Origin of the sequence: Klebsiella sp. P1954 (genome assembly GCF_018199955.1) — a bacterium.
Lineage (GTDB): Bacteria > Pseudomonadota > Gammaproteobacteria > Enterobacterales > Enterobacteriaceae > Klebsiella > Klebsiella pneumoniae.
Genome location: NZ_CP073373.1, coordinates 2,877,656 through 2,898,025, shown reverse-complemented (window position 1 = coordinate 2,898,025; position 20,370 = coordinate 2,877,656). Strand labels below are relative to the sequence as shown.

20 protein-coding genes are annotated in these 20,370 nt (G+C 58.8%); 7 read left to right on the top strand and 13 right to left on the bottom strand.

The genetic code is table 11. The annotated features are described in order from the left end of the window. Nucleotides 1–4: 4 nt before the first annotated feature. The 9 genes from rhaM to rhaB all read right to left on the bottom strand — a co-directional run bounded on the left by rhaM (nt 5) and on the right by rhaB (nt 9,985). Nucleotides 5–319 (bottom strand): L-rhamnose mutarotase, encoded by a 315-nt coding sequence (gene rhaM / locus KB890_RS13865; RefSeq protein WP_004181618.1) that lies wholly within the window; start codon nt 317–319, stop codon nt 5–7. Continuing rightward, entirely contained in the window at nt 316–1,464 is a 1,149-nt protein-coding gene (gene fucO, locus KB890_RS13860; protein ID WP_002882871.1) for a lactaldehyde reductase, read from the bottom strand. Before fucO ends, rhaM begins: the two co-directional genes overlap by 4 nt. Nucleotides 1,465–1,552: 88 nt before the next feature. Continuing rightward, nucleotides 1,553–2,557 (bottom strand): ABC transporter permease, encoded by a 1,005-nt coding sequence (locus KB890_RS13855; RefSeq protein ID WP_004181620.1) that lies wholly within the window; start codon nt 2,555–2,557, stop codon nt 1,553–1,555. Next, a complete protein-coding gene (locus tag KB890_RS13850) occupies nt 2,554–3,561 on the bottom strand; it encodes an ABC transporter permease (protein ID WP_004181621.1) in 1,008 nt (335 codons plus the stop codon). The genes KB890_RS13855 and KB890_RS13850 overlap by 4 nt, the downstream gene beginning before the upstream one ends. Next, entirely contained in the window at nt 3,558–5,069 is a 1,512-nt protein-coding gene (locus KB890_RS13845; RefSeq protein ID WP_004150373.1) for a sugar ABC transporter ATP-binding protein, read from the bottom strand. The genes KB890_RS13850 and KB890_RS13845 overlap by 4 nt, the downstream gene beginning before the upstream one ends. A gap of 145 nt (nt 5,070–5,214) precedes the next feature. Further along, nucleotides 5,215–6,201, bottom strand: coding sequence for a rhamnose ABC transporter substrate-binding protein (gene rhaS / locus KB890_RS13840; protein WP_002882880.1), 987 nt, complete (start codon nt 6,199–6,201; stop codon nt 5,215–5,217). A gap of 81 nt (nt 6,202–6,282) precedes the next feature. After that, complete coding sequence (gene rhaD / locus KB890_RS13835; RefSeq protein ID WP_002882882.1) at nt 6,283–7,113, bottom strand: rhamnulose-1-phosphate aldolase; 831 nt, start codon at nt 7,111–7,113, stop codon at nt 6,283–6,285. A gap of 149 nt (nt 7,114–7,262) precedes the next feature. Continuing rightward, nucleotides 7,263–8,522, bottom strand: coding sequence for an L-rhamnose isomerase (gene rhaA, locus KB890_RS13830; protein WP_004181622.1), 1,260 nt, complete (start codon nt 8,520–8,522; stop codon nt 7,263–7,265). Further along, nucleotides 8,519–9,985: a rhamnulokinase gene (rhaB, locus tag KB890_RS13825; RefSeq protein WP_004181623.1), complete on the bottom strand. Its 1,467-nt coding sequence runs from the start codon at nt 9,983–9,985 to the stop codon at nt 8,519–8,521. Before rhaB ends, rhaA begins: the two co-directional genes overlap by 4 nt. Before the next feature lie 310 nt (nt 9,986–10,295). Here rhaB and rhaS (KB890_RS13820) point away from each other — a divergent pair, with 310 nt between their 5' ends. Both rhaS (KB890_RS13820) and rhaR read left to right on the top strand, forming a co-directional pair. After that, nucleotides 10,296–11,132 (top strand): HTH-type transcriptional activator RhaS, encoded by an 837-nt coding sequence (rhaS, locus tag KB890_RS13820; protein ID WP_002882888.1) that lies wholly within the window; start codon nt 10,296–10,298, stop codon nt 11,130–11,132. 73 nt (nt 11,133–11,205) lie between these two features. Then, nucleotides 11,206–12,051, top strand: coding sequence for an HTH-type transcriptional activator RhaR (rhaR, locus tag KB890_RS13815; protein ID WP_004181624.1), 846 nt, complete (start codon nt 11,206–11,208; stop codon nt 12,049–12,051). A gap of 32 nt (nt 12,052–12,083) precedes the next feature. On the opposite strand, the gene rhaT is transcribed toward rhaR, so the two are convergent. Then, the gene (rhaT, locus tag KB890_RS13810) at nt 12,084–13,118 is read right to left on the bottom strand and encodes an L-rhamnose/proton symporter RhaT (RefSeq protein WP_004181625.1); all 1,035 of its coding nucleotides are present in this window, start codon (nt 13,116–13,118) and stop codon (nt 12,084–12,086) included. Between the two features lie 290 nt (nt 13,119–13,408). On the opposite strand from rhaT, the gene sodA reads away from it, so the two are divergent. Both sodA and yiiM read left to right on the top strand, forming a co-directional pair. After that, a complete protein-coding gene (gene sodA / locus KB890_RS13805) occupies nt 13,409–14,029 on the top strand; it encodes a superoxide dismutase [Mn] (RefSeq protein ID WP_002882894.1) in 621 nt (206 codons plus the stop codon). 72 nt (nt 14,030–14,101) lie between these two features. Further along, entirely contained in the window at nt 14,102–14,776 is a 675-nt protein-coding gene (yiiM, locus tag KB890_RS13800; RefSeq protein ID WP_004181626.1) for a 6-hydroxyaminopurine reductase, read from the top strand. A gap of 67 nt (nt 14,777–14,843) precedes the next feature. Here yiiM and cpxA read toward each other — a convergent pair whose 3' ends face one another. Together cpxA and cpxR are read right to left on the bottom strand one after the other, a co-directional pair. Further along, nucleotides 14,844–16,217, bottom strand: coding sequence for an envelope stress sensor histidine kinase CpxA (cpxA, locus tag KB890_RS13795; RefSeq protein ID WP_002882898.1), 1,374 nt, complete (start codon nt 16,215–16,217; stop codon nt 14,844–14,846). Continuing rightward, nucleotides 16,214–16,912, bottom strand: a complete 699-nt coding sequence (gene cpxR, locus KB890_RS13790) for an envelope stress response regulator transcription factor CpxR (protein WP_002882901.1) — start codon at nt 16,910–16,912, stop codon at nt 16,214–16,216. The genes cpxA and cpxR overlap by 4 nt, the downstream gene beginning before the upstream one ends. 149 nt (nt 16,913–17,061) lie before the next feature. On the opposite strand from cpxR, the gene cpxP reads away from it, so the two are divergent. The 3 genes from cpxP to pfkA all read left to right on the top strand — a co-directional run bounded on the left by cpxP (nt 17,062) and on the right by pfkA (nt 19,785). After that, nucleotides 17,062–17,565, top strand: a complete 504-nt coding sequence (gene cpxP / locus KB890_RS13785) for a cell-envelope stress modulator CpxP (protein WP_004178004.1) — start codon at nt 17,062–17,064, stop codon at nt 17,563–17,565. A gap of 158 nt (nt 17,566–17,723) precedes the next feature. Next, on the top strand, nt 17,724–18,626 hold the full coding sequence (fieF, locus tag KB890_RS13780; RefSeq protein WP_002882907.1) for a CDF family cation-efflux transporter FieF: 903 nt from the start codon (nt 17,724–17,726) through the stop codon (nt 18,624–18,626). A 196-nt stretch (nt 18,627–18,822) separates the two neighbouring features. After that, nucleotides 18,823–19,785: a 6-phosphofructokinase gene (gene pfkA, locus KB890_RS13775; protein ID WP_002882911.1), complete on the top strand. Its 963-nt coding sequence runs from the start codon at nt 18,823–18,825 to the stop codon at nt 19,783–19,785. A 61-nt stretch (nt 19,786–19,846) separates the two neighbouring features. Here the strand turns inward: pfkA and rraA are convergent, their stop codons facing one another. Then, nucleotides 19,847–20,332 (bottom strand): ribonuclease E activity regulator RraA, encoded by a 486-nt coding sequence (gene rraA / locus KB890_RS13770; RefSeq protein ID WP_002882913.1) that lies wholly within the window; start codon nt 20,330–20,332, stop codon nt 19,847–19,849. Nucleotides 20,333–20,370: the final 38 nt, after the last annotated feature.

Genomic DNA, 20,370 nt, shown 5'->3' with positions numbered 1-20,370 from the left:
ATTTTTACGCCAGATAAAACACTTCTTTGAGCTCCGCGCTCAGCGGGCTGTTGTCCGGGTTGCTGGGCATCACCTCGCGCATGTATTTCCACCAACGCTGGCATACTTCCGTGCTGGCGACCGCTTCCCAGCGGGCTTCCGATTCAATCTCCACCGTCGCGAACAGGAGATGGCGTTCTTTATCGAGATAAATGGCGTAGTGGTGCGCGCCGTGCGCTTTCAGCACTGCTTCCAGCTCCGGCCAGATGGGGTTATGGCGGCGCTGGTACTCCTCGTGCGCGTCGGGGTTCACCTGCATGACGAAGGCTTTACGGATCATAAGGCCTCCAGATAGAGCTCGCGAACCTCATCGCGGCTGGCGGGGCGCGGGTTACACGGCGCGCATGGGTCGGCCAGCGCTTTATCCAGCCAGCCTTCGATATCGGCTTTGCTGACGCCAAGCTGGCTAAAACCCTGGGGGATCCCTACGCGTTTGCTCAGCGTGCGGATGGCATTGATGGCCTCCATGCTGGCAGCTTCATCGCTCATGCCGCGAGTATCGACGCCCATCGCCTGCGCCACGCGGGCAAAGCGCGCCACCGCGTTCGGGCGGTTAAAGTTTTCGATGATCGGCAGCAGGATGGCGTTGCATACCCCGTGCGGCAGATTATGGGTGGCGCCAGGCTGATGGGCCAGGGCATGTACCAGCCCGAGACCGGCGCTGTTGAACGCCATGCCCGCCAGATACTGGCCAAAGGCCATCTGCTCGCGGGCCTGCAGATCGTGCCCATCGTCTACCGCTTTCGGCAGCCACAGGTTAATCAGACGAATGGCCTCGAGGGCGTTGGCGTCGGTCAGCGGATGGGCGCCAACGGAGACAAAGGCCTCGATGGCGTGGGTCAGGGCATCCATGCCGGTGGCGGCGGTAACGGCTGGCGGAATGTCGAGCATCACGCTGGCGTCGTCGACGGCGATATCCGGGATCAGGTTCGGGTCGATAATCACCTCTTTCACCTGCCGCTCGCTATCGATAATTACCGCGTTGCTGGTCATCTCCGCCGCCGTGCCGGCGGTGGTGTTGATGGCCACCAGCGGCACGCCAGCGTTTTTCACTTTGCCGACGCCGGAGTAGGCGGTGGAGGGGCCTGGGTTGGCGGTGAGGATTTTTATCGCTTTGGCGGTATCAATCGGGCTACCGCCGCCGAAGGCGATCAGGTAATCGCAGCGGGCCGCCTGGTAAGCCGCATAGCCTTGCTGCACCAGCGCTTCGGTGGGGTTGGGGAATACCTCGTCAAATAGCTGATAAGCCATCTGCTGTTCATCCAGCGCGGCGAACAGGCTGTCCAGCAGGCCCAGCTTCACCAGCTGACCGTCGGTGACGATCAGCGCCTTGCCCCACTGTTTGCCCGCTACCAGCTTGACCATATCACCGATCGCGCCTGCGCCGTGGAGGCTGATTTTAGGTAGTGCCAACATAAAACTCATGATAATTCTCCTTAATGTTGATTTTGGGAAATCCGTTTCCCCTACCCTGACCCTCTCCCGCAGGGAGGGGGCCAGGGTGAGGGGGAAATTAACATCGTCTTCGCTGCATCATCCGCCGGGTAATAATCGGCAGGGAGATCACCACGATCAGCATGGCGCCGATAATCACCGACATCACGATGCCGGGGACGTTCAGCAGGCTCAGGCCGAAGGTCACCAGCCCCATCAGAAAGGCGGCGATGATCACCCCGGGCATGCTGCCGGAGCCGCCGAGAATATTGACGCCGCCGAGCACCGCCATGGTGACAACCGCCAGCTCCCAGCCCATCGCCAGGGTGGGGCGGGTACTGCCGAGCCGTGAGGTCAGCAGGACCGCCGCCAGCCCGGCCATCAGCCCAACCAGCGCGAACAGCACCAGGTTATGACGCTTAACGTTAATCCCGGAGAACCAGGCGCCGGTCGGGTTATTGCCGATGGCGTAGGTCCGGCGACCAAAGTTGGTTTTATGCAGCAGGAAGGTGAAGGCGGCCGCGAGGAGGATAAATAGCGCAAACTCAAAAGAGAGCGCCCCCCACACGTACCCCTGGCCGAACCAGGCAAAGCTCTCCGGATAGTGATTGAGTGCCTGATCGCCCAGCAGGATATAGGTGATGCCGCGATACAGGCTCATGGTGCCGATGGTGATCACAATGGACGACAGGTTAAAGCGGGTCACCAGCAAGCCGTTGCACAGGCCGCACAGCAGACCTACGCCCAGGCCGATGACCACCAGCAGCGGAGTGTCCATCCCCGCTGCCGCGCAGAAGCCCATCACCGTTGAGCTGAGAGCCATCGTCGAGGCTACCGACAGATCGATTTCCCGGGCGATAATCAGCATCGCCATCGGCAGGACGACGATCGCCTTCTCGGTAAAGGTAAAGGTGGCGTCCGACAGGTTCCAGATATTGAGGAAGTACGGGGAAGCCACGGCGTTGCCGATAAATACCGCCAGGGTGACCGCCAGTAAAAACCCTTCCCAGCACAGCAGGCGGCGCAGCGGCGACGGCGCGGCCGGGGCGTTTTTCATCTCTTCAGATACCATCATTTTGCTCATGATTTCACCGCCTGTTTCTGTCGGGCTAACGCCGCGTTGCGCAGGATTAACCGCCCGTGACCGCGATTGCCGCGCTCGTTGAGCAGCACCGCCATGACGATCACCGCCCCGGAAATCGCCATTTGCCAGAAGGGCGAGATGCCGATCACCGGCAGGGCGTTATTGATGACCCCAAGGAACAGCGCGCCGCACAGGCAGCCCAGCACCCGTCCGCTTCCGCCCATGGTGCTGATACCGCCGATCACGCAGGCGGCGACCACCTGGAGTTCAAAACCGTTGGCGACGTCGACATAGGCGACGGCGAAGCGCGAGATCCACAGATAGCCGCAGAAGCCGGCCAGCGCGCCGGAGAGACAGAAGCTGACGAACTGCATTTTTCCGGCGTTAATGCCGGTGTAGTATGCCGCCGTCGCGTTGCCGCCCGCGGTGTATAAGGCCCGGCCGGTGCGGCTGTAGCGCAGGAAATAACCCACCAGCAGCAGCGCGGCGATGGCGCACCAGCTCAGTAGCGGCAGCCCCAGGAGGGGGCTGCGCGGCAGACTGAGAAAATCAGCGCTCATCTGATGTGAGTTAACCCAGCCGCCGTCAGTCAGCAGGAAGATAATGCCGCGATAAATGCTCATAGTGCCCAGGGTCACCACAATGGCGGGAATGCCGAGGCGCCAGACCAGCAGGCCGTTAATTACTCCCATCAGCAGGCCCAGCAGAGTCGCCAGCGCCAGCAGCGCTACCACCGGAATACCCGGATAGTGGGCGTTAATCAGGGCGACGATCATCCCGGTCAGCGCCAGGTTGGCGGCCATCGACAGATCAATGCCTTTGGTGAGCAACACCATCATCTGGCCGAGGGCGAGGATGATAAGGATGGCGGTATCGTTAAACATCTCCACCAGATTGCCCGGTGAAACGAACGACGGCGCCCGGCTGCCGATGGCGCCGATCATCAAAATAATGACCACCGCCAGCAGCGCTTCGCGATGTTTCAGCCATGCGTGTCCCATCATGCCGCCTCCTGGCCGATGCCGCTGGCGGCGCTAACGATGGTTTCCGCCGTCGCTTCCCCTGCCCGGTACTCGGCGACCATCAGCCCTTCGTGCATTACGATAATCCGGTCGGCCATGCCCATCACTTCCGGCAGCTCTGACGACACCATAATCACCGCCAGCCCCTGGCTGACCAGCTCGGACATAAACTGATGCACGGCGGCCTTTGAGCCGATATCGATGCCTTTGGTCGGCTCATCGAGAATGATCACCTCGGGCTGGGTCGCCAGCCATTTGCCAATCACCACTTTCTGCTGGTTGCCGCCGGAGAGGGTCTCCACCGGCTGCCGCCAGCTGAAGGCTTTTACCTGCAGGCGCGAGGCGTACTCGTCGGCCAGCCGCCATTCCCGGGCGTCGTTCAGGACGCCGTTAGGGTTGAGCTTGCTGAGCTGCGGTAAACTGATGTTCTGGGCGATAGGCAGGGCGATGATCGCTCCCTGTTTCTGCCGCTCTTCCGGCACGCAGACGATGCCCGCGCGGATGGCGTCGGCGGGCTGGTGAAAGCGCATGGTTCTGCCGTTCAGGCGGATCTCGCCGGAGGAGGGGCGCGAGACACCGGAGAGCGCCTGCATCAGCTCGGTGCGTCCGGCGCCCACCAGGCCGTAAAAGCCGAGAATTTCTCCCTTGCGCAGGCGGAAGCTGATATGGGCAAACTCGGTAGGATGACAGAGATCGGTCACCTCCAGCACCGTTTCTCCGGGCGTGCAGTCGACTTTCGGGTAGGTTTGGCTGATCGCCCGGCCCACCATCATCGACACCATCCGCTCTTCGGTGATGTCGCTTATCGCCCCGGAGCTGACGTACACCCCATCGCGCAGGATGGTGTAATAATCGGCCAGCTCGAAGATTTCATCGAACTTATGCGAGATAAACAGGATCGCTTTGCCGTCCTGCTTCAGACGCTCAACGATGTGATAAAACTCGAGGATTTCATGCTGGGAAAGCGCGGCGGTCGGCTCATCGAGGATCACCACCTGGGCGTCGAAAGCCAGCGCCCGGGCAATCGCCACCATGTGACGCTGGGCGATGCTGAGGGTTTTCAGCGTGGCTCGCGGGTCGATCTGGACTTCCAGCCGGGTGAGGATCTCGTTGGCTCTGCGGTGCATCGCCGGCCAGTCGAGCGTTTTCAGCAGTCCCTTATACAGATACTGGCCGACGAAAATGTTTTCGCTGACCGAGAGTTCGTCAAACAGCACGGTTTCCTGGTGAATGGCGGTGATCCCTACCTTATGCGCCGACTCCGGCGTTGGCAGATGAATGGGGATCGCTTTATAGAGGATCTCGCCCTCTTCGGGCTGATAAATACCGGTCATCACTTTGACCAGCGTGGATTTCCCCGCGCCGTTTTCGCCGATTAAGGCGGTCACTTTGCCGGGCCAGAGATCAAGCTGCACGTTCTCAAGGGCGCGCACACCGGGAAAAATTTTGGTGATCCCCTTCAGCGACAGCAGTGGCGTTGATGCTGACATGATAGTTCTCCACAAAAATCACCCCTCACCCTAACCCTCCCCCACAGGGGCGAGGGAACGGTCCGGCGTCCGCTGGCCGCATCGCGCAGAGGGCCAGCCGTTCCCCCTCTCCCTCCGGGAGAGGGCCGGGGTGAGGGAACAAGGATTAGAAAATTTTCGAGAACTTATCGATGTTGCTCGCATCGTAGACAAACGGCTTGGCCATCGCGCCATTCCCCTCGGCGTCCAGCTTCACTTTGCCCAGCTTGCCCATACTGGCTTCGGTTTTGGTCGCCGTGCCTTTGACTAAATCGTCGGCCAGATAGGTGGCGGCGTAGCCCAGGTCAATCGGGTTCCAGATGGCGAAGCTTTTGCTGGCGCCGGACTTGATCGCGCCGGCCATTTCCGACGGCAGCCCCAGCCCGGTGACATACACTTTGCCGATTTTGCCCTGGTCCTTCACCGCCTGCGCGGCGGCAACAATCCCCACCGACGACGGCGAGACAATGACTTTCAGGTCCGGATATGATTTCAGCAGACCCACCGCTTCGCGGTAGCTTTTATCCGACAGATCGTCACCGTAGGCGACGGTGACCAGCTGCACCGACGGATACTGCGGTAGCACCTTTTTCATCTCCTCAATCCAGATGTTCTGGTTCGTGGAGGTTGGGGTGGCGCTTAACACGGCCACCTCGCCTTTCTCAACGTTCAGCGCCTGCAGCGCATCGGCGGCAAGCTTGACGTTGGTTTCGCCAATTAAGGCGTTATTTGAGGGGTTAAGATGGATCTGACGGCCTGCCGGCGCCACGCCGGAGTCCCATGAGACCACCTTGATGCCGCGCTGCATCGCTTTTTTCAGCACCGGCACCACCGCGTCCGGATCGTTGGCGGAAATGGCGATCGCATCCACCCCCTGGGCGATCAACCCGTTCAGCACGTCGATCTGCGCCTCGGCGGTGGTAGTGGTCGGGCCGGTGTAGATCACTTTGACATCACCTAACTCCTTGGCTGCCTGTTGGGCGCCAACGTTGGCGGCTTCGAAGAAGCCATTTCCCAGCGATTTCGCCACAAGGGCGATTTTAACTTCGGCTAAGGCGGAACCGGACAACGCCAGGGCGGCAACGGTGAGGATCAAGCTTGTCTTTGTTTTCATTGCTTTTACTCCACATGAGTTAGTTTTGTAGGGTTTGCAGGTGATATTTCGCCCCGTCTCGGTGAGCGGGGCGCGATGTTGTTATGGATAAAGATCTAAAGCGGACTGCAGCGGCTGCACGTTGAAGCGTTTGCCAAGGGCGATAAGCTCGTCGCGGGTGATGGTCTGCTTCATCCCGCCCATCGACAAGACTTTCACCAGCACTTCGGCGGACTTCTCGGCGGTATCGATCAGGCCGAAGGTCTCATCCAGCGTGGGGCCGCTGCCGAAGACGCCGTGGAACGGCCACAGCACCAGCGAGTGTTTTTGCATGGTTTCGGCGGTCGCCTGGCCGATTTCATCGGTGCCCGGCACCATCCACGGTAGAATGCCGACGCCATCCGGGAAGACCACCAGACATTCGGTGCTACCTTCCCACAGCTTACGGGTGAAAAGATCGCTGTGGTTCTCCAGAACATAGGTCAGGGCGATCAGGTTGGTGGCATGGCAGTGCATGATCACCCGGTCTTTGCCGCCGGTCAGTTTGATGCGCTCGCTGTGCGACAGGAAGTGTGCCGGCAGCTCGGAGGTCGGGACGGCATCCTCCGTCAGGCCCCACAGGATATGGTATCCCGCGCCGTCGCTGTCGACCTTCACCACGCCGAGGTTAGCGGCCGGGTCGAGCTGGACGTTACGGAAGAATTTGCCGGAGCCGGTGACGATAAACGGCTGGTTGGCCAGGGTTGGCATCGGCTGGCTGAGGGCGATATAGCGCGGTTTGGCGTGGAAATCCGCCGCGTAAGGTTCGATATCCGCTTCATCCAGACGCAGCGTCAGGTTGCCGCCGTTGCGTTCGTCCCAGCCTTTCAGCCAGGCGTCGGAGGTGGCTTTGATCATGCCCTGGACGAACCAGGCGTCGATAATGGTCTGCATAGTCTTGTCTTTCCTGTTGATTCGGTGCGGGGTTGACCCCCTCACCCTAAATATGTGCGTGCCCCCGGATTGCGCCGTAAACGGCTTATCCGGGCTACCGGTTCGTAGCCCGGGTAAGGCGTCAGCCGCGACCCGGGGAAGCTCGTGCATTACCCGCGCTGGCTCAGAACCGCATTCTCATAAGCCCGTACGCTGTCCAGCCACTGGCTGCCCGCCGGCGTGTCGTGACGCTGACAGTACATCTCCCAGATGGCCTGCCACGGCAGCGATTTTTGCTCTTCGAGCAGCGCCAGGCGGGCGGTGTAATCGCCGTCGTTCTCCAGCTGGCGCAGCTGGGCGGTCGGTTCCAGCAGGGCGCGCAGCAGCGCTTTTTTCATATTGCGGGTGCCAATCACCCAGGCCGCGATGCGGTTGATGGAGGCATCGAAGAAGTCGAGGCCGATGTGCACGCGGTCAAACAGGTTATGGCGAATGATTTCGCTGGCGATGGCCTGGGTTTCATCATCCAGCAGCACCACGTGGTCGCTGTCCCAGCGCACCGGACGGCTGACGTGCAGCAGCAGGCGCGGGATGTAGAGCATGGCGGCGGAGATCTTGTCGGAGATCACTTCCGTCGGATGGAAGTGGCCGGCATCGAGGCACAGCGCCGTCTGACGGCTGGTGGCGTAACCCATATAGAACTCGTTGGAGCCGACGGTGTAGCTTTCGGCGCCGATGCCGAACAGCTTGCTCTCCACGGCGTCGATATGGTGCGCCGGGTCGAGCTTCTCGCTGATCACCTCATCCAGGGCGTTCAGCAGCCGCTGGCGCGGGGCGAAGCGGTCAACGGTTATATCCTTCATGCCGTCCGGCACCCAGATATTCATCACCGACGGCGTGCCCAGCTGTTCGCCAAAATAAGCGGATACGCGGCGGCTGGCTTTGCAGTGGCCGATCCAGAACTGGCGGATCTCATCGTTGGCGTGCGACAGGGTAAAGCCGTCGGCGCTCAGCGGATGCGAGAAGCAGGAGGGGTTGAAATCCAGCCCCAGTTTGTTGGCTTTCGCCCACGTAACCCAGTTTTTAAAGTGCTCCGGCTTAATCTCATTGCGCGCTACCGGCGCGTCGGATTCCAGGTAAATAGCGTGCAGATTGAGACGCTTTGGCCCCGGGATCAGGCTCAGCGCCTGCTCAAGGTCAGCGCGGAGTTCTTCTGCATTGCGCGCTTTGCCCGGGTAGTTGCCGGTCGCCTGGATGCCGCCGGTCAGGCTTCCCGCCGGGTTTTCGAAACCGGCGACGTCGTCACCCTGCCAGCAGTGCATGGAGACGGGCAGACGGTCCAGCTGGCGCAGGGCCTCCTCGACATCCACGCCGACGGCGGCGTAGCGCTGCTTAGCAATTTCCCAGGCTTGTTCAAGTTGAGTGGTCATGCGCAAAGCTCCTTGGTCTGTTGTGGCTGAAACTGCGCCACGAAACGGGCAATTTCACTATCAGGATTGGGGGTAAAAGTGGTGAGCGCCGCGTTGCCGCGCACTACCTGACGAAACTCATCGACATTGGCCAGCTCGTCGAGGGTCATTAACTGGATGCCGATATTGCCGAGGGTGGAGGCCTCTATCGGGCCGGCCACGACGGCGATCCCGCAGGCGTCAGCGCACAGCTGGTTGAGCAGCGTGTTCTGACAGCCGCCGCCGACGATATGCAGCTGGCTGAAGGGGTGGCCGCGCAGCGCCGCCAGCTCGTTAAGCACCCGGGCGTAGAGCAGCGCCAGGCTGTCGAAAATGCAGCGCGCCAGTTCGGCATCGCTTTCAGGAACCGGCTGCCCGGCGTCGCGACAGGCGGCCTGGATCTCGGCGCTCATACTGGCCGGGTTGATAAAGCGGTCATCGTTGCAGTCAATTATGAAGCGGCACGCCGGTAGCGCGGCGGTGCGGGCGATCAGCCCCTGCAGGTCGCCGACGTTTTGCTCTTTTAGCACCCGCTGCAGCAGCCACAGGCCCATGATATTTTTCAGCACCCGATAGCGGCCTTCGGCTCCGCCTTCGTTGGTGATATTGGCCTGCAGCGCCGCGTCGCAGGTGTACGGCGTCAGGCTTTCAAACCCCATCAGCGACCAGGTGCCGGAGGAGAGATAGGCGGCATGGCGGTCGGCCAGCGGGGAGGCGATCACCGCGCTGGCGGTGTCGTGGCTGGCGACAGCGACTACCGGAATTCGGTTACCCTGCGGGCAGATCCAGTGGCCTATCACATTGCCGGGGTGGGTCGGCTTTCCGAACCACGCCAACGGCGCGCCGGTCCAGTTCAGCAGCGTCTCATCCCAGCTATCGCTGTTAATATTGACCAGCTGGGTGGTGGTGGCGTTGGTATATTCCCAGTTCAGATTGCCGGTCAGGCGGAAGCTGAAATAGTCGGGGATCAGCAGGGCATGGGCAGCCTGACTGACCAGCTCCGGCTGCTGCTCCACCAGAGCGCGCAGCTGATAAAGCGTGTTAAACGGCAAAAACTGAATGCCGCTGCGGCGATAGATTTCCGCCCGGCCCAGCTGCGCTTCAGCGTGACGCAGCAGGCCCTGGGTGCGGTCGTCACGATAGGAAATCGGCAGCCCGACGCGCTGGCCCTGCTTATCCAGCAGGACATAATCTACCCCCCAGGTATCGATGCCGATACTGTCTATCAGAATGCCCTGCTCACACACTTTCTCCAGCCCGCAGCGGATCTCGCCTTCCAGGCTATCTACATCCCAGCAGTCGAAGCCGTCTACTTTCTGCAGACTATTGGTGAAGCGATGAATTTCGCGCAGCGTCAGGGCGCGCGGCCCGGGCTGATAGCTGGCGAGCATCACCCGCCCGCTGGAGGCGCCTAAATCGACAGCGACACAATGACGAATACTCATGAAACGATCCTTCTTAAAATCATTGTCCGCAGTCTAAAAAAGGCCGTTTACTGACACCTTCTCGCTACGGACAGCCAAAACTGGCCGCTGGCAAGAAAGCAAAGGTGACCGTGAGGGACATCACAGTTTGCGGTTTTAGGGGATGGCGAGGGGGATGTGATGGCCTCCGCAGTTCCGCATCTTTCCGGCTGATTCTTGAAAAAGCGGCAGGATTTACGAATTTCGCGGTCAAAAATTGAAGGCCGGATAGCCAACCCTTCATTACTATCAGCCGGTGACTGATAATTTTTCTCATTACGAGGGTGGCATCATGACCATATTGCACAGTACGGATTTCTTTAAGGCCGGGATCTCGACGGTGGCTATTGAACCCCGCCTCCCTCAGTCGGCCTTTCCGGAACATCACCATGATTTCCATGAAATAGTTATCGTGGAGCAGGGATCGGGTATTCACGTCTTCAATGGCCAGCCCTACACCATTGGCGGCGGTTCGGTCTGTTTTATCCGCGATCACGACCGCCATCTTTACGAGCACACGGATAATCTGTGTCTGACCAATGTGCTCTATCGCGCGCCGGATGCGTTTCGCTTTCTCGCCGGGGTCAGTCAACTACTGCCCCAGGAACAGGAAGGAAACTACCCCTCGCACTGGCGGGTGAATCAAACCGTCCTGCAACAGGTGCGGCATATCGTGGCGCAGATCGAGGCCGTGGGGAGCGATACGGATACTCATGCCGTCGCCAGCCGTGAGATCCTGTTTATGCAGCTGCTGGTGCTGTTACGTAAAAGCAGCCTTGCGGAAGAGGCCACCAACAACGATGCGCGGCTGAATCAGCTGTTGGCCTGGCTTGAAGACCATTTTGCGCAGGAGATCTGCTGGGAGGAGGTGGCGGCGCAGTTTTCGCTGTCGCTGCGTACGCTGCACCGCCAGCTGAAGCAGCAGACCGGTCTGACGCCACAGCGCTATCTTAATCGGGTGCGCCTGATGAAAGCCCGCCACCTGCTGCGCCACAGCGATGAAAGCGTGACTGATATCGCTTATCGCTGCGGCTTCGGCGACAGTAACCACTTTTCGACGCTTTTTCGCCGGGAGTTCGACTGGTCGCCGCGCGATATCCGCCAGGGGCGCGACGCCATTCTTCAGTAACGCGAGAAGAGTCAACGTATTGCAGACTAAAAACGCGAATAATGCGCCGTTATCCGCGTTTGGAGTGTGAGCCGTGGCCGGTCTGATTTTACGTAAAGAGGAGTTTTTCCCTTCCGCCACACAGGCAGTGGCGGTGGCAGACCGCTACCCGCAAAATGTCTTTGCCGAACATACCCATGAGTTCAGCGAGCTGGTGCTGGTGTGGCGAGGCAACGGGCTGCACGTCCTTAACGATCGTCCCTGGCGCATTACCCGCGGCGATCTGTTCTACATTCGCGCCGAAGATAAACACTCCTATGCTTCCGTTAACGATCTGGTTCTGCAGAACATCATCTATTGCCCGGAGCGGCTGCAGCTCAATTTTGACTGGGCCGGGGCGATCCCTGGCCTCTTCGGCACGCCGTGGAAGCCCCACTGGCGCATGGGCAGCACAGGTATGGCGCAGGCGCGCCAGGTGATTAGCCAGCTTGAGCATGAGTGCGCCCGGCGCGACGCGCAGGGAAATGCGATGGCCGAACTGCTTTTTGCCCAGCTGGCGCTGACGCTGCAGCGCCATCGCTACGCGACGGATGATCCCGCGGCGACGCAGCGCGAAGCGCTGCTGGACAAACTGCTGGCCGCGCTGGCGGCCAGCCTTAGCCGCCCCTTTGTTCTGGAGCGTTTCTGCGAGCAGGAGGGCGGCAGCGAGCGGGCGCTTCGCCAGCAGTTTCGCCAGCAAACCGGGATGACCATCAATCACTATTTACGCCAGCTGCGGATCTGCCATGCGCAGTATCTGCTGCAGCATACCGAGCGCTTAATCGGCGATATCGCCATGCAGTGCGGCTTTGAGGACAGTAACTACTTTTCGGTGGTTTTTAGCCGGGAAATCGGCATGTCGCCGGGGCAGTGGCGGCAGCGCAGTCGCGCCGCCGCCTGAAGAGCGTCGTTGTCAGGCAGATGATCCGGTGATTAACTGGCCATTCCCAGACCGACGATATTGGCGGCGATGATGATCACCACGCAGCCGAGGCTCAGGACGCTCACCGGACGACGGCCGGCGTTGTTCCACTCCTTCAGCACCAGACCCACCACACCGCCGCACAGCACGTAGAAACTCATGTGCAGCATCCAGCTCATATAATCATACTGCGCCGGAATGCTGGCGTGGCCCCAGGCATAGAAGAAGAACTGGAGATACCACATCAGACCGCCGAGGGCAGAGAGCAGAAGGTTGCTGATGATAAGCGGTTTGGCCAGCGAGAAATCGGCTTTGACTGACAGGTTCTTCACTTTCGCCAGACGAATAAAGCAGAAGCCAAGGTTAACCAGCGCCCCGCCGCCCATAGTCACCACGTAGCTTGGCAGCGCTGCGTACAGCGGGTCGACGCCGAGCGCCGCGGCGGCATCATGCATCGGTTTGGCGGCGTTCATCGCGAACGACATCCCTGCGGAGAAGATACCGCACATTACCGCCAGCAGAAGCCCTTTCTTCAGATTGAACTCTTCGGCTTTGATGCCCATTTTGCGCTCTTTCAGCTGGCCTGCGCGGGTGACGATGCCGACGCCAATCACCGCCACCAGCACGCCGAGCAGCGTCATTTGACCGCCCTGGGTGTGCATCAGCACTGCAAACTGACCGTTAATAATCGGCGTCATCAGCGTGCCGACAATCAGCGTGATGCCAATGGCGATGCCAATCCCCATCGACATGCCAAGATAGCGCATGGTCAGGCCATAGTTGATATTACCAATGCCCCACATGGCGCCGAACAGAAAGACCGGCAGCAGCGTGGAGGCGCTAAAAGAGCGGTAGTAGGCCCAGAAGTCGGGTAACAGCGTGGCGCTGATGGCCCAGGGCAGAATCAGCCAGGAGACGATCCCCCCGACCGACCACATGGTTTCCCACGACCAGTGTTTTACTTTCTTGAACGGGGCATAGAAACAGGCGGCACTGGCGGCCCCTATCAAATGCCAAAAAATACCCATCGTAATCGCGTGGTTCATTGATTTTATCCTCATCTTTTTTTTATCGGAGACGGCGGCTTCCGATGGGATGAGTGTAAAAATTGGCCGCTTTGGCCGCCTTCAGGACGTTGCCACAGGATGGCGAACCCTGGCAACCATGGGCTTAATTAGTTGTTCTACATCACAAAACGACGGGTATTTCTTCTGGTTATATCCATATGAAAAATACGGCATTGATAAGCATTTTCAATACCATTTAATTAACTATAATGGACAAACTGCTTACGCGGCGTTAACACTTGAGCCGCTCGACAATAATGGAGATGATTATGAGCTATACCCTGCCATCCCTGCCTTACGCTTACGATGCTCTGGAACCGCACTTCGACAAGCAGACGATGGAGATCCATCACACTAAACACCACCAGACCTACGTGAACAATGCCAACGCCGCGCTGGAAAGCCTGCCGGAGTTCGCTAACCTGTCCGCTGAAGAGCTGATTACCAAGCTGGATCAGCTGCCGGCTGACAAAAAAACCGTACTGCGTAACAACGCCGGCGGCCACGCGAACCACAGCCTGTTCTGGAAAGGCCTGAAAACCGGTACCACCCTGCAGGGCGACCTGAAAGCGGCTATCGAGCGCGATTTCGGTTCCGTGGAGAACTTCAAAGCGGAATTCGAAAAAGCCGCTGCTACCCGTTTCGGCTCCGGCTGGGCGTGGCTGGTCCTGAAAGGTGACAAACTGGCCGTTGTCTCCACCGCCAACCAGGATTCCCCGCTGATGGGCGAAGCCATTTCCGGCGCTTCCGGCTTCCCGATTATCGGCCTGGACGTCTGGGAACACGCTTACTACCTGAAATTCCAGAACCGCCGCCCGGACTACATCAAAGCCTTCTGGGACGTAGTGAACTGGGACGAAGCTGCAGCGCGTTTTGCCGCCAAAAAATAAGGTTGCATTGCGCTAAAAGAGAAGCGAGTCTGATGACTCGCTTTTTTTATATCTGTAGCAAGGAGAGCAGCCATGCATTATCCGGTGAATGTCTTTGTCGGCAAAATCAGGGACTACGCGGGCAGTCGCCCCAGCGCGATCGGCAAAATCCAGGTCGACGGAGAATTGCAGCTCGGCGATCTCGGTCTCAATGGGGACCAGCAGGCGGAGAAGAAAATCCACGGCGGGCCGGACCGCGCGCTGTGTCATTATCCGCGCGAACACTATGCCGACTGGATCCGTGACTTCCCCCAGCAGGCCGAGCGGTTCTGCGCGCCGGCGTTCGGCGAAAACCTCTCCACCACCGGGCTTACCGAGCAAAACGTTTATATCGGCGATATCTTTCGCTGGGGCGAGGCGCTGATCCAGGTCACCCAGCCGCGATCGCCGTGCTTCAAGCTCAACTTTCATTTTGCGATCAATGATATGGCGCAGCTGATGCAAAACAGCGGAAAAACCGGCTGGCTGTACCGGGTGATTGCCGGAGGGCAAGTTTCCAGCGATGCGCCGCTCGAGCTGGTTTCCCGGCTGAGTGATGTCAGCGTTCATGAGGCCGGGGCGATTGCCTGGCAGATGCCGTTTGATGATGATCAGTACCACCGCTTATTGTCGGCAGCGGGCCTGTCTGTTAGCTGGAGCCGAACGATGCAGAAACGGCGTTTAAGCGGCAAGATAGAGGATAGTTCGCGGAGATTATGGGGGAAATAATCCCCCATATTAAGTATTCCCGGGGATGCTCCCGGCGCAGCGCCGCACAGCGCAGGCCGGGTCGGCGTCAGGTTCGTTTATACAGCGGCAGCCAGATTGTTAAACGCAGACCACCCAGCGGGCTGTCGTCGGCCTTCACCCAGCCGCGGTGCTGCTGAATAGCGGTTTCGACAATCGCCAGCCCCAGGCCGGTGCCGCCGGACTCGCGGTCGCGCGCCTCGTCGGTCCGGTAGAATGGCCGGAAAATCTGTTCGCGATCCTCCGGGCTGACTCCCGGGCCGTCGTCATCGACGTTAACCGTAATCCCGTCTTTATCCACCGAGAAGCTGACGGAAATTTTCGTATGCGAGTAGCGCAGGGCGTTGCGCACGATATTCTCCAGCGCGCTTTCCAGCGCATTGGGGTTACCGTACAGCGGCCATGGGCCCGGCGGATACTCAACGGTAAAAGATTTCCCCATCTGCTCAGCTTCAAAGGCCGCATTGTCCAACACTTCGTTCCATAGCTGATTGGCTTTCACCGTCTCGCTGACCAGGGCGTTTTTCGCCTGATTGCGCGACATCACCAGCAGGTCGTTGATCATGCTGTCCAGCCGGTGCGCTTCAGTTTCGATACGCTCCAGCTCCTTACTCTCTCCGCTGCGGCGACGCAGCAGGGCGGTACCTAATTGCAGGCGCGTAAGCGGCGTGCGCAGCTCGTGCGAGATATCGGACAGCAGCCGCTGCTGGCTGGTCATCATCCGCTCCAGGGCCGTCACCATCTGGTTAAAACTGGCGCCAGCGGCTAAAAACTCCTGCGGCCCGGCTTCCAGCTCCGGATGCTGGCGCAGGTTGCCCTGGGCGACTTCATCGGCGGCATTTTTCAGCTTACGCGCCGGTTTCGCCAGGCTCCACGCCAGCCACAGCAGCAGCGGGGCGCTGACCAGCATCGTGACGATCAGCAGCAGCAGCGGCCGGTCAAACAGCAGGTTGATAAAGTCGGATTGTGAGGTGCTGGCGGGACGAATCAGATAGAGCTGATAGTTATCCTCCCCGTCCCGGACGGAAAACGGGCCCACCATTTCCAGGCGGCCATAGCGTTTTTTCTGCGGATGATCGGCGTTATCGGCCTGGCCGATAAAGTTACGAATGATCTGCATCTCGTTGCGTTCTGCGCCGATCACGCGGCCTTCGCTGGTCACCAGCAGCAGGCGTTGTCCCGGAGGCGCCCATTTATCGATGGCGCGAAACAAACGACGCCACCACATCAGGTCGTTTGGCGGATCGTTGGCCAGCTCGGCCTCGACGTGCTGCTCGATCATGATGCCCTGACGCTGCTCGCTTTCCAGCAGCTCGGTCATCTGCCGGGAATCCAGTTTGGGCAACATCAGCACCAGCATCAACACCAGCGCCAGCGTGAGCCAGAAGATGGCGAAGATGCGTGCAGTCAAACTTCCAATCATGAAGCGGAAACCATCAGATACCCGCGGCCACGCAGCGTTTTAAACCACGGATGGCCATCTTTGCGCTCCGGCAGCTTACGCCGCAGGTTGGAAATATGCATATCGATGGCGCGGTCGAACGGCGTCAGGCGCTTGCCTAACACTTCCTGGCTTAAATGCTCACGGGAGACTACCTGACCGAGATGCTGCGCTAACAGATAGAGCAGGGTGAACTCGGTGCCGGTGAGCTCCAGCGTCTGGCCATCGAAATTGGCTTCCTGGCGGCCCGGATTGAGGCTTAAGGCATCCACTTCCAGGGTTGGTGAGCCGGCTTCGGTCGTCTGCTGCTGCTCGCTCCAGTGGGAACGGCGCAGAATCGCGCGTATACGGGCCACCAGCTCGCGATCGTTGAATGGCTTAGGCAAATAGTCATCCGCGCCCAGCTCGAGGCCGAGAACGCGATCCAGCTCGCTTCCGCGCGCTGTTAGCATGATAACCGGAGTCTGGTGTGTCTGACGCAGCTCTTTCAGCGTATCGATACCGTTTTTCTTCGGCATCATCACGTCGAGCAGCAATAAATCAACGCTGTCGTCCAGAAGGGCCAGCGCCTGTTCCCCATCATGGGCCACCAGCACGTTAAAACCTTCCATATCGAGCAGCTCTTTTAACAGGGAGGTGAGCTCCCGGTCATCATCAACTAACAGGATTTTATTCATTGTTTAAATACCTCCGAGGCAGAAATTACGTCATCAAGGCCCGCTAATCCATGACTTTACGTTGTTTTACACCCCCTGACGCATGTTTGCAGCCTGAATCGTAGACTGTCTCTCGTTGAATCGCGACACAAACGTTTTGGGAGTATGTGATGCGCAATGTTATCGCTGCCGTCATGGCCTCAACGCTGGCGCTAAGTGCATATAGCCAGGCCGCTGAAGTCGTTACCAGCGTTAACTGGCTCCCCGGAGACGAAGGGGGACAGCGCGGTAGCCAAAGCCATATGTTTGACGGCATAAGTTTAACCGAGCAGCAACGTCAGCAGTTACGGGATCTTATGCAACGGGCACGCCACGACAGGCTCCCCGTTAATGTTAGCGAAATGGAGACAATGCATCGCCTTGTCACCGCAGAAAATTTTGATGAAAACGCTGTGCGCGCTCAGGCAGAAAAGATGGCGCAGGAACAGGTTGCCCGCCAGGTCGAGATGGCTAAGGTTCGCAACCAGATGTACCACCTGCTTACGCCAGAGCAGCAAGCGGTTTTAAATGCTAAGCACCAGCAGCGTATGGATCAGTTGCGTGAGGTTGCAAGGATGCAGAAAGGCTCAGCGATGATGCTTTCGAGTAGTAGCAACACCCTGCAACCCCAGTAACAAACCCTGTTTTCCTTGCCATAGACACCATCCCTGTCTTCCCCCACATGATGTGGGGGTTTTTTTTGCCCTTTTTACGGTAAATCAACTCCTTCGCCTATCCCGTGAGCGTCACAAGTTCGGGTTATACTAAGCGCATTGCAGGAGAAGGAGCCTATATGAATCAATCTTATGGCCGGTTGGTCAGTCGCGCCGCTATCGCCGCGACGGCTATGGCCTCCGCGTTACTTTTGATCAAAATTTTTGCGTGGTGGTATACCGGTTCTGTCAGTATTCTGGCTGCGCTGGTGGATTCGCTGGTGGACATTGCCGCCTCGCTGACCAACCTGCTGGTGGTTCGCTATTCGCTACAGCCTGCTGATGAAGAACATACCTTTGGTCATGGCAAAGCGGAGTCGCTGGCGGCGCTGGCGCAAAGCATGTTTATCTCCGGCTCGGCGCTGTTCCTGTTTCTCACCGGCATTCAGCACCTGGTGCGTCCGGAGCCGCTGCAGGCCGCCGGCGTCGGGGTCGTCGTCACATTGATCGCCCTCGTTAGTACGCTGGCGCTGGTGACTTTCCAGCGCTGGGTGGTGCGAAAAACCCAGAGCCAGGCGGTGCGGGCGGATATGCTTCATTATCAGTCTGATGTTATGATGAACGGCGCCATTCTGGTGGCGCTGGGCCTATCCTGGTACGGCTGGCATCGCGCCGACGCGTTGTTTGCCCTGGGGATTGGCATCTATATTTTATATAGCGCGCTGCGGATGGGCTATGAGGCGGTTCAGTCACTACTCGACCGCGCCTTGCCTGACGAGGAGCGTCAGGACATTATCACCATCGTGACCGCATGGCCCGGCATCCGCGGGGCGCACGATCTACGAACGCGGCAGTCAGGGCCGACCCGCTTTATTCAGATTCATTTGGAAATGGAAGATAATCTCCCGCTGGTGCAAGCCCACGTGATTGCAGACCAGGTGGAGCAGGCGATTCTGCGCCGTTTCCCGGGGTCCGATGTCATTATCCATCAGGATCCCAGCTCTGTGGTGCCAGCGGCGCAGCAGGGCTTTTTTGAGCGTTAGGTTATAGTCTGTAAACTCGATGTAAAAATGTGGGGCAGATCGGCATTTTTTGTATAAATTACCGCCGTTTGGTCTGACCTGAATCAATTCAGCTTGAGGCGTTTGATATACTATTGTCATTAGCGTCGTGCACTCCTGGTGAGGGAGCGCTTCAGGCAACAGAATTATTTTTTGCTTCCTAAGTTCAGAGGTAGTCATGATTAAGAAAATCGGTGTGTTGACAAGTGGCGGTGATGCGCCGGGCATGAACGCAGCAATTCGTGGCGTTGTGCGCGCGGCATTAACGGAAGGTCTGGAAGTTTTTGGAATCTATGACGGTTACCTCGGATTGTATGAAGACCGTATGGTTCAGCTCGACCGTTACAGCGTTTCCGACATGATCAACCGCGGCGGCACCTTCCTGGGCTCCGCTCGCTTCCCGGAATTCCGCGAAGAACACATCCGCGCTGTGGCTATCGAAAACATGAAGAAGCGCGGCCTGGACGCGCTGGTGGTTATCGGCGGTGACGGTTCCTATATGGGGGCGATGCGCCTGACCGAGATGGGCTTCCCATGCATCGGCCTGCCGGGCACCATCGACAACGATATCAAAGGCACTGACTACACCATCGGCTTCTTTACTGCCCTGAGCACCGTGGTGGAAGCGATTGACCGTTTGCGCGACACCTCCTCTTCGCACCAGCGTATCTCCGTGGTGGAAGTGATGGGCCGTTACTGTGGCGACCTGACCCTGGCGGCGGCGATTGCCGGCGGCTGTGAGTTCATCATGGTGCCTGAAGTGGAATATACCCGTGACGATCTGGTGGCAGAAATCAAAGCCGGTATCGCGAAAGGGAAAAAACACGCTATCGTGGCCATCACCGAGCACATGTGCGACGTTGACGAGCTGGCAAGCTACATCGAGAAAGAGACTGGCCGTGAAACTCGCGCCACCGTCCTCGGCCACATTCAGCGCGGCGGTTCCCCGGTTCCTTACGACCGCATCCTGGCTTCCCGCATGGGCGCCTATGCGATTGAGCTGCTGCTGCAGGGCCATGGCGGCCGTTGCGTCGGCATCCAGAACGAGAAGCTGGTGCACCACGACATCATCGATGCCATCGAGAACATGAAGCGTCCGTTCAAGAACGACTGGCTGGATTGCGCGAAGAAACTGTACTAAGTTACGCGCCGGATAAACAAAAGGCCTTCTCATGGAGAAGGCCTTTTTTATGGCGGAAGGTTTATTCGATATCCAGCGGGTCTTCCGACAGGATCATCCCGGTGTTATCGGCATACAGATGGTCGCCGGAGAAGAAAGTCACCCCGCCGAAATTGACGCGCACGTCGCTTTCGCCGATGCCTTCGCCAGCCGCGCCGACCGGAATCGCCGCCAGCGCCTGAATACCAATGTCCAGTTCCTCAAGGTCGTCAACCTGGCGCACCGCGCCATAGACCACCAACCCTTCCCATTCATTCTGGACGGCCAGACGCGCCAGGTCTGCGTCAATTAACGCGCGTCGTACTGAGCCGCCGCCGTCGATCAGGAGAATATGACCACGGCCATTCTGCTCGAGCAGATCGTAGAGCAACCCGTTATCCTCGAAACATTTAACCGTAATGATCTGTCCACCAAACGACGACCGTCCTCCAAAGTTAGAGAACAGCGGTTCCACGACGTTGACATCTTCCTGGTAGATGTCACAAAGCTCGGAAGTATCGTATTTCATAGGCTTAACGTTCAGTTGCTGCGAGAGTTTTTAGTATA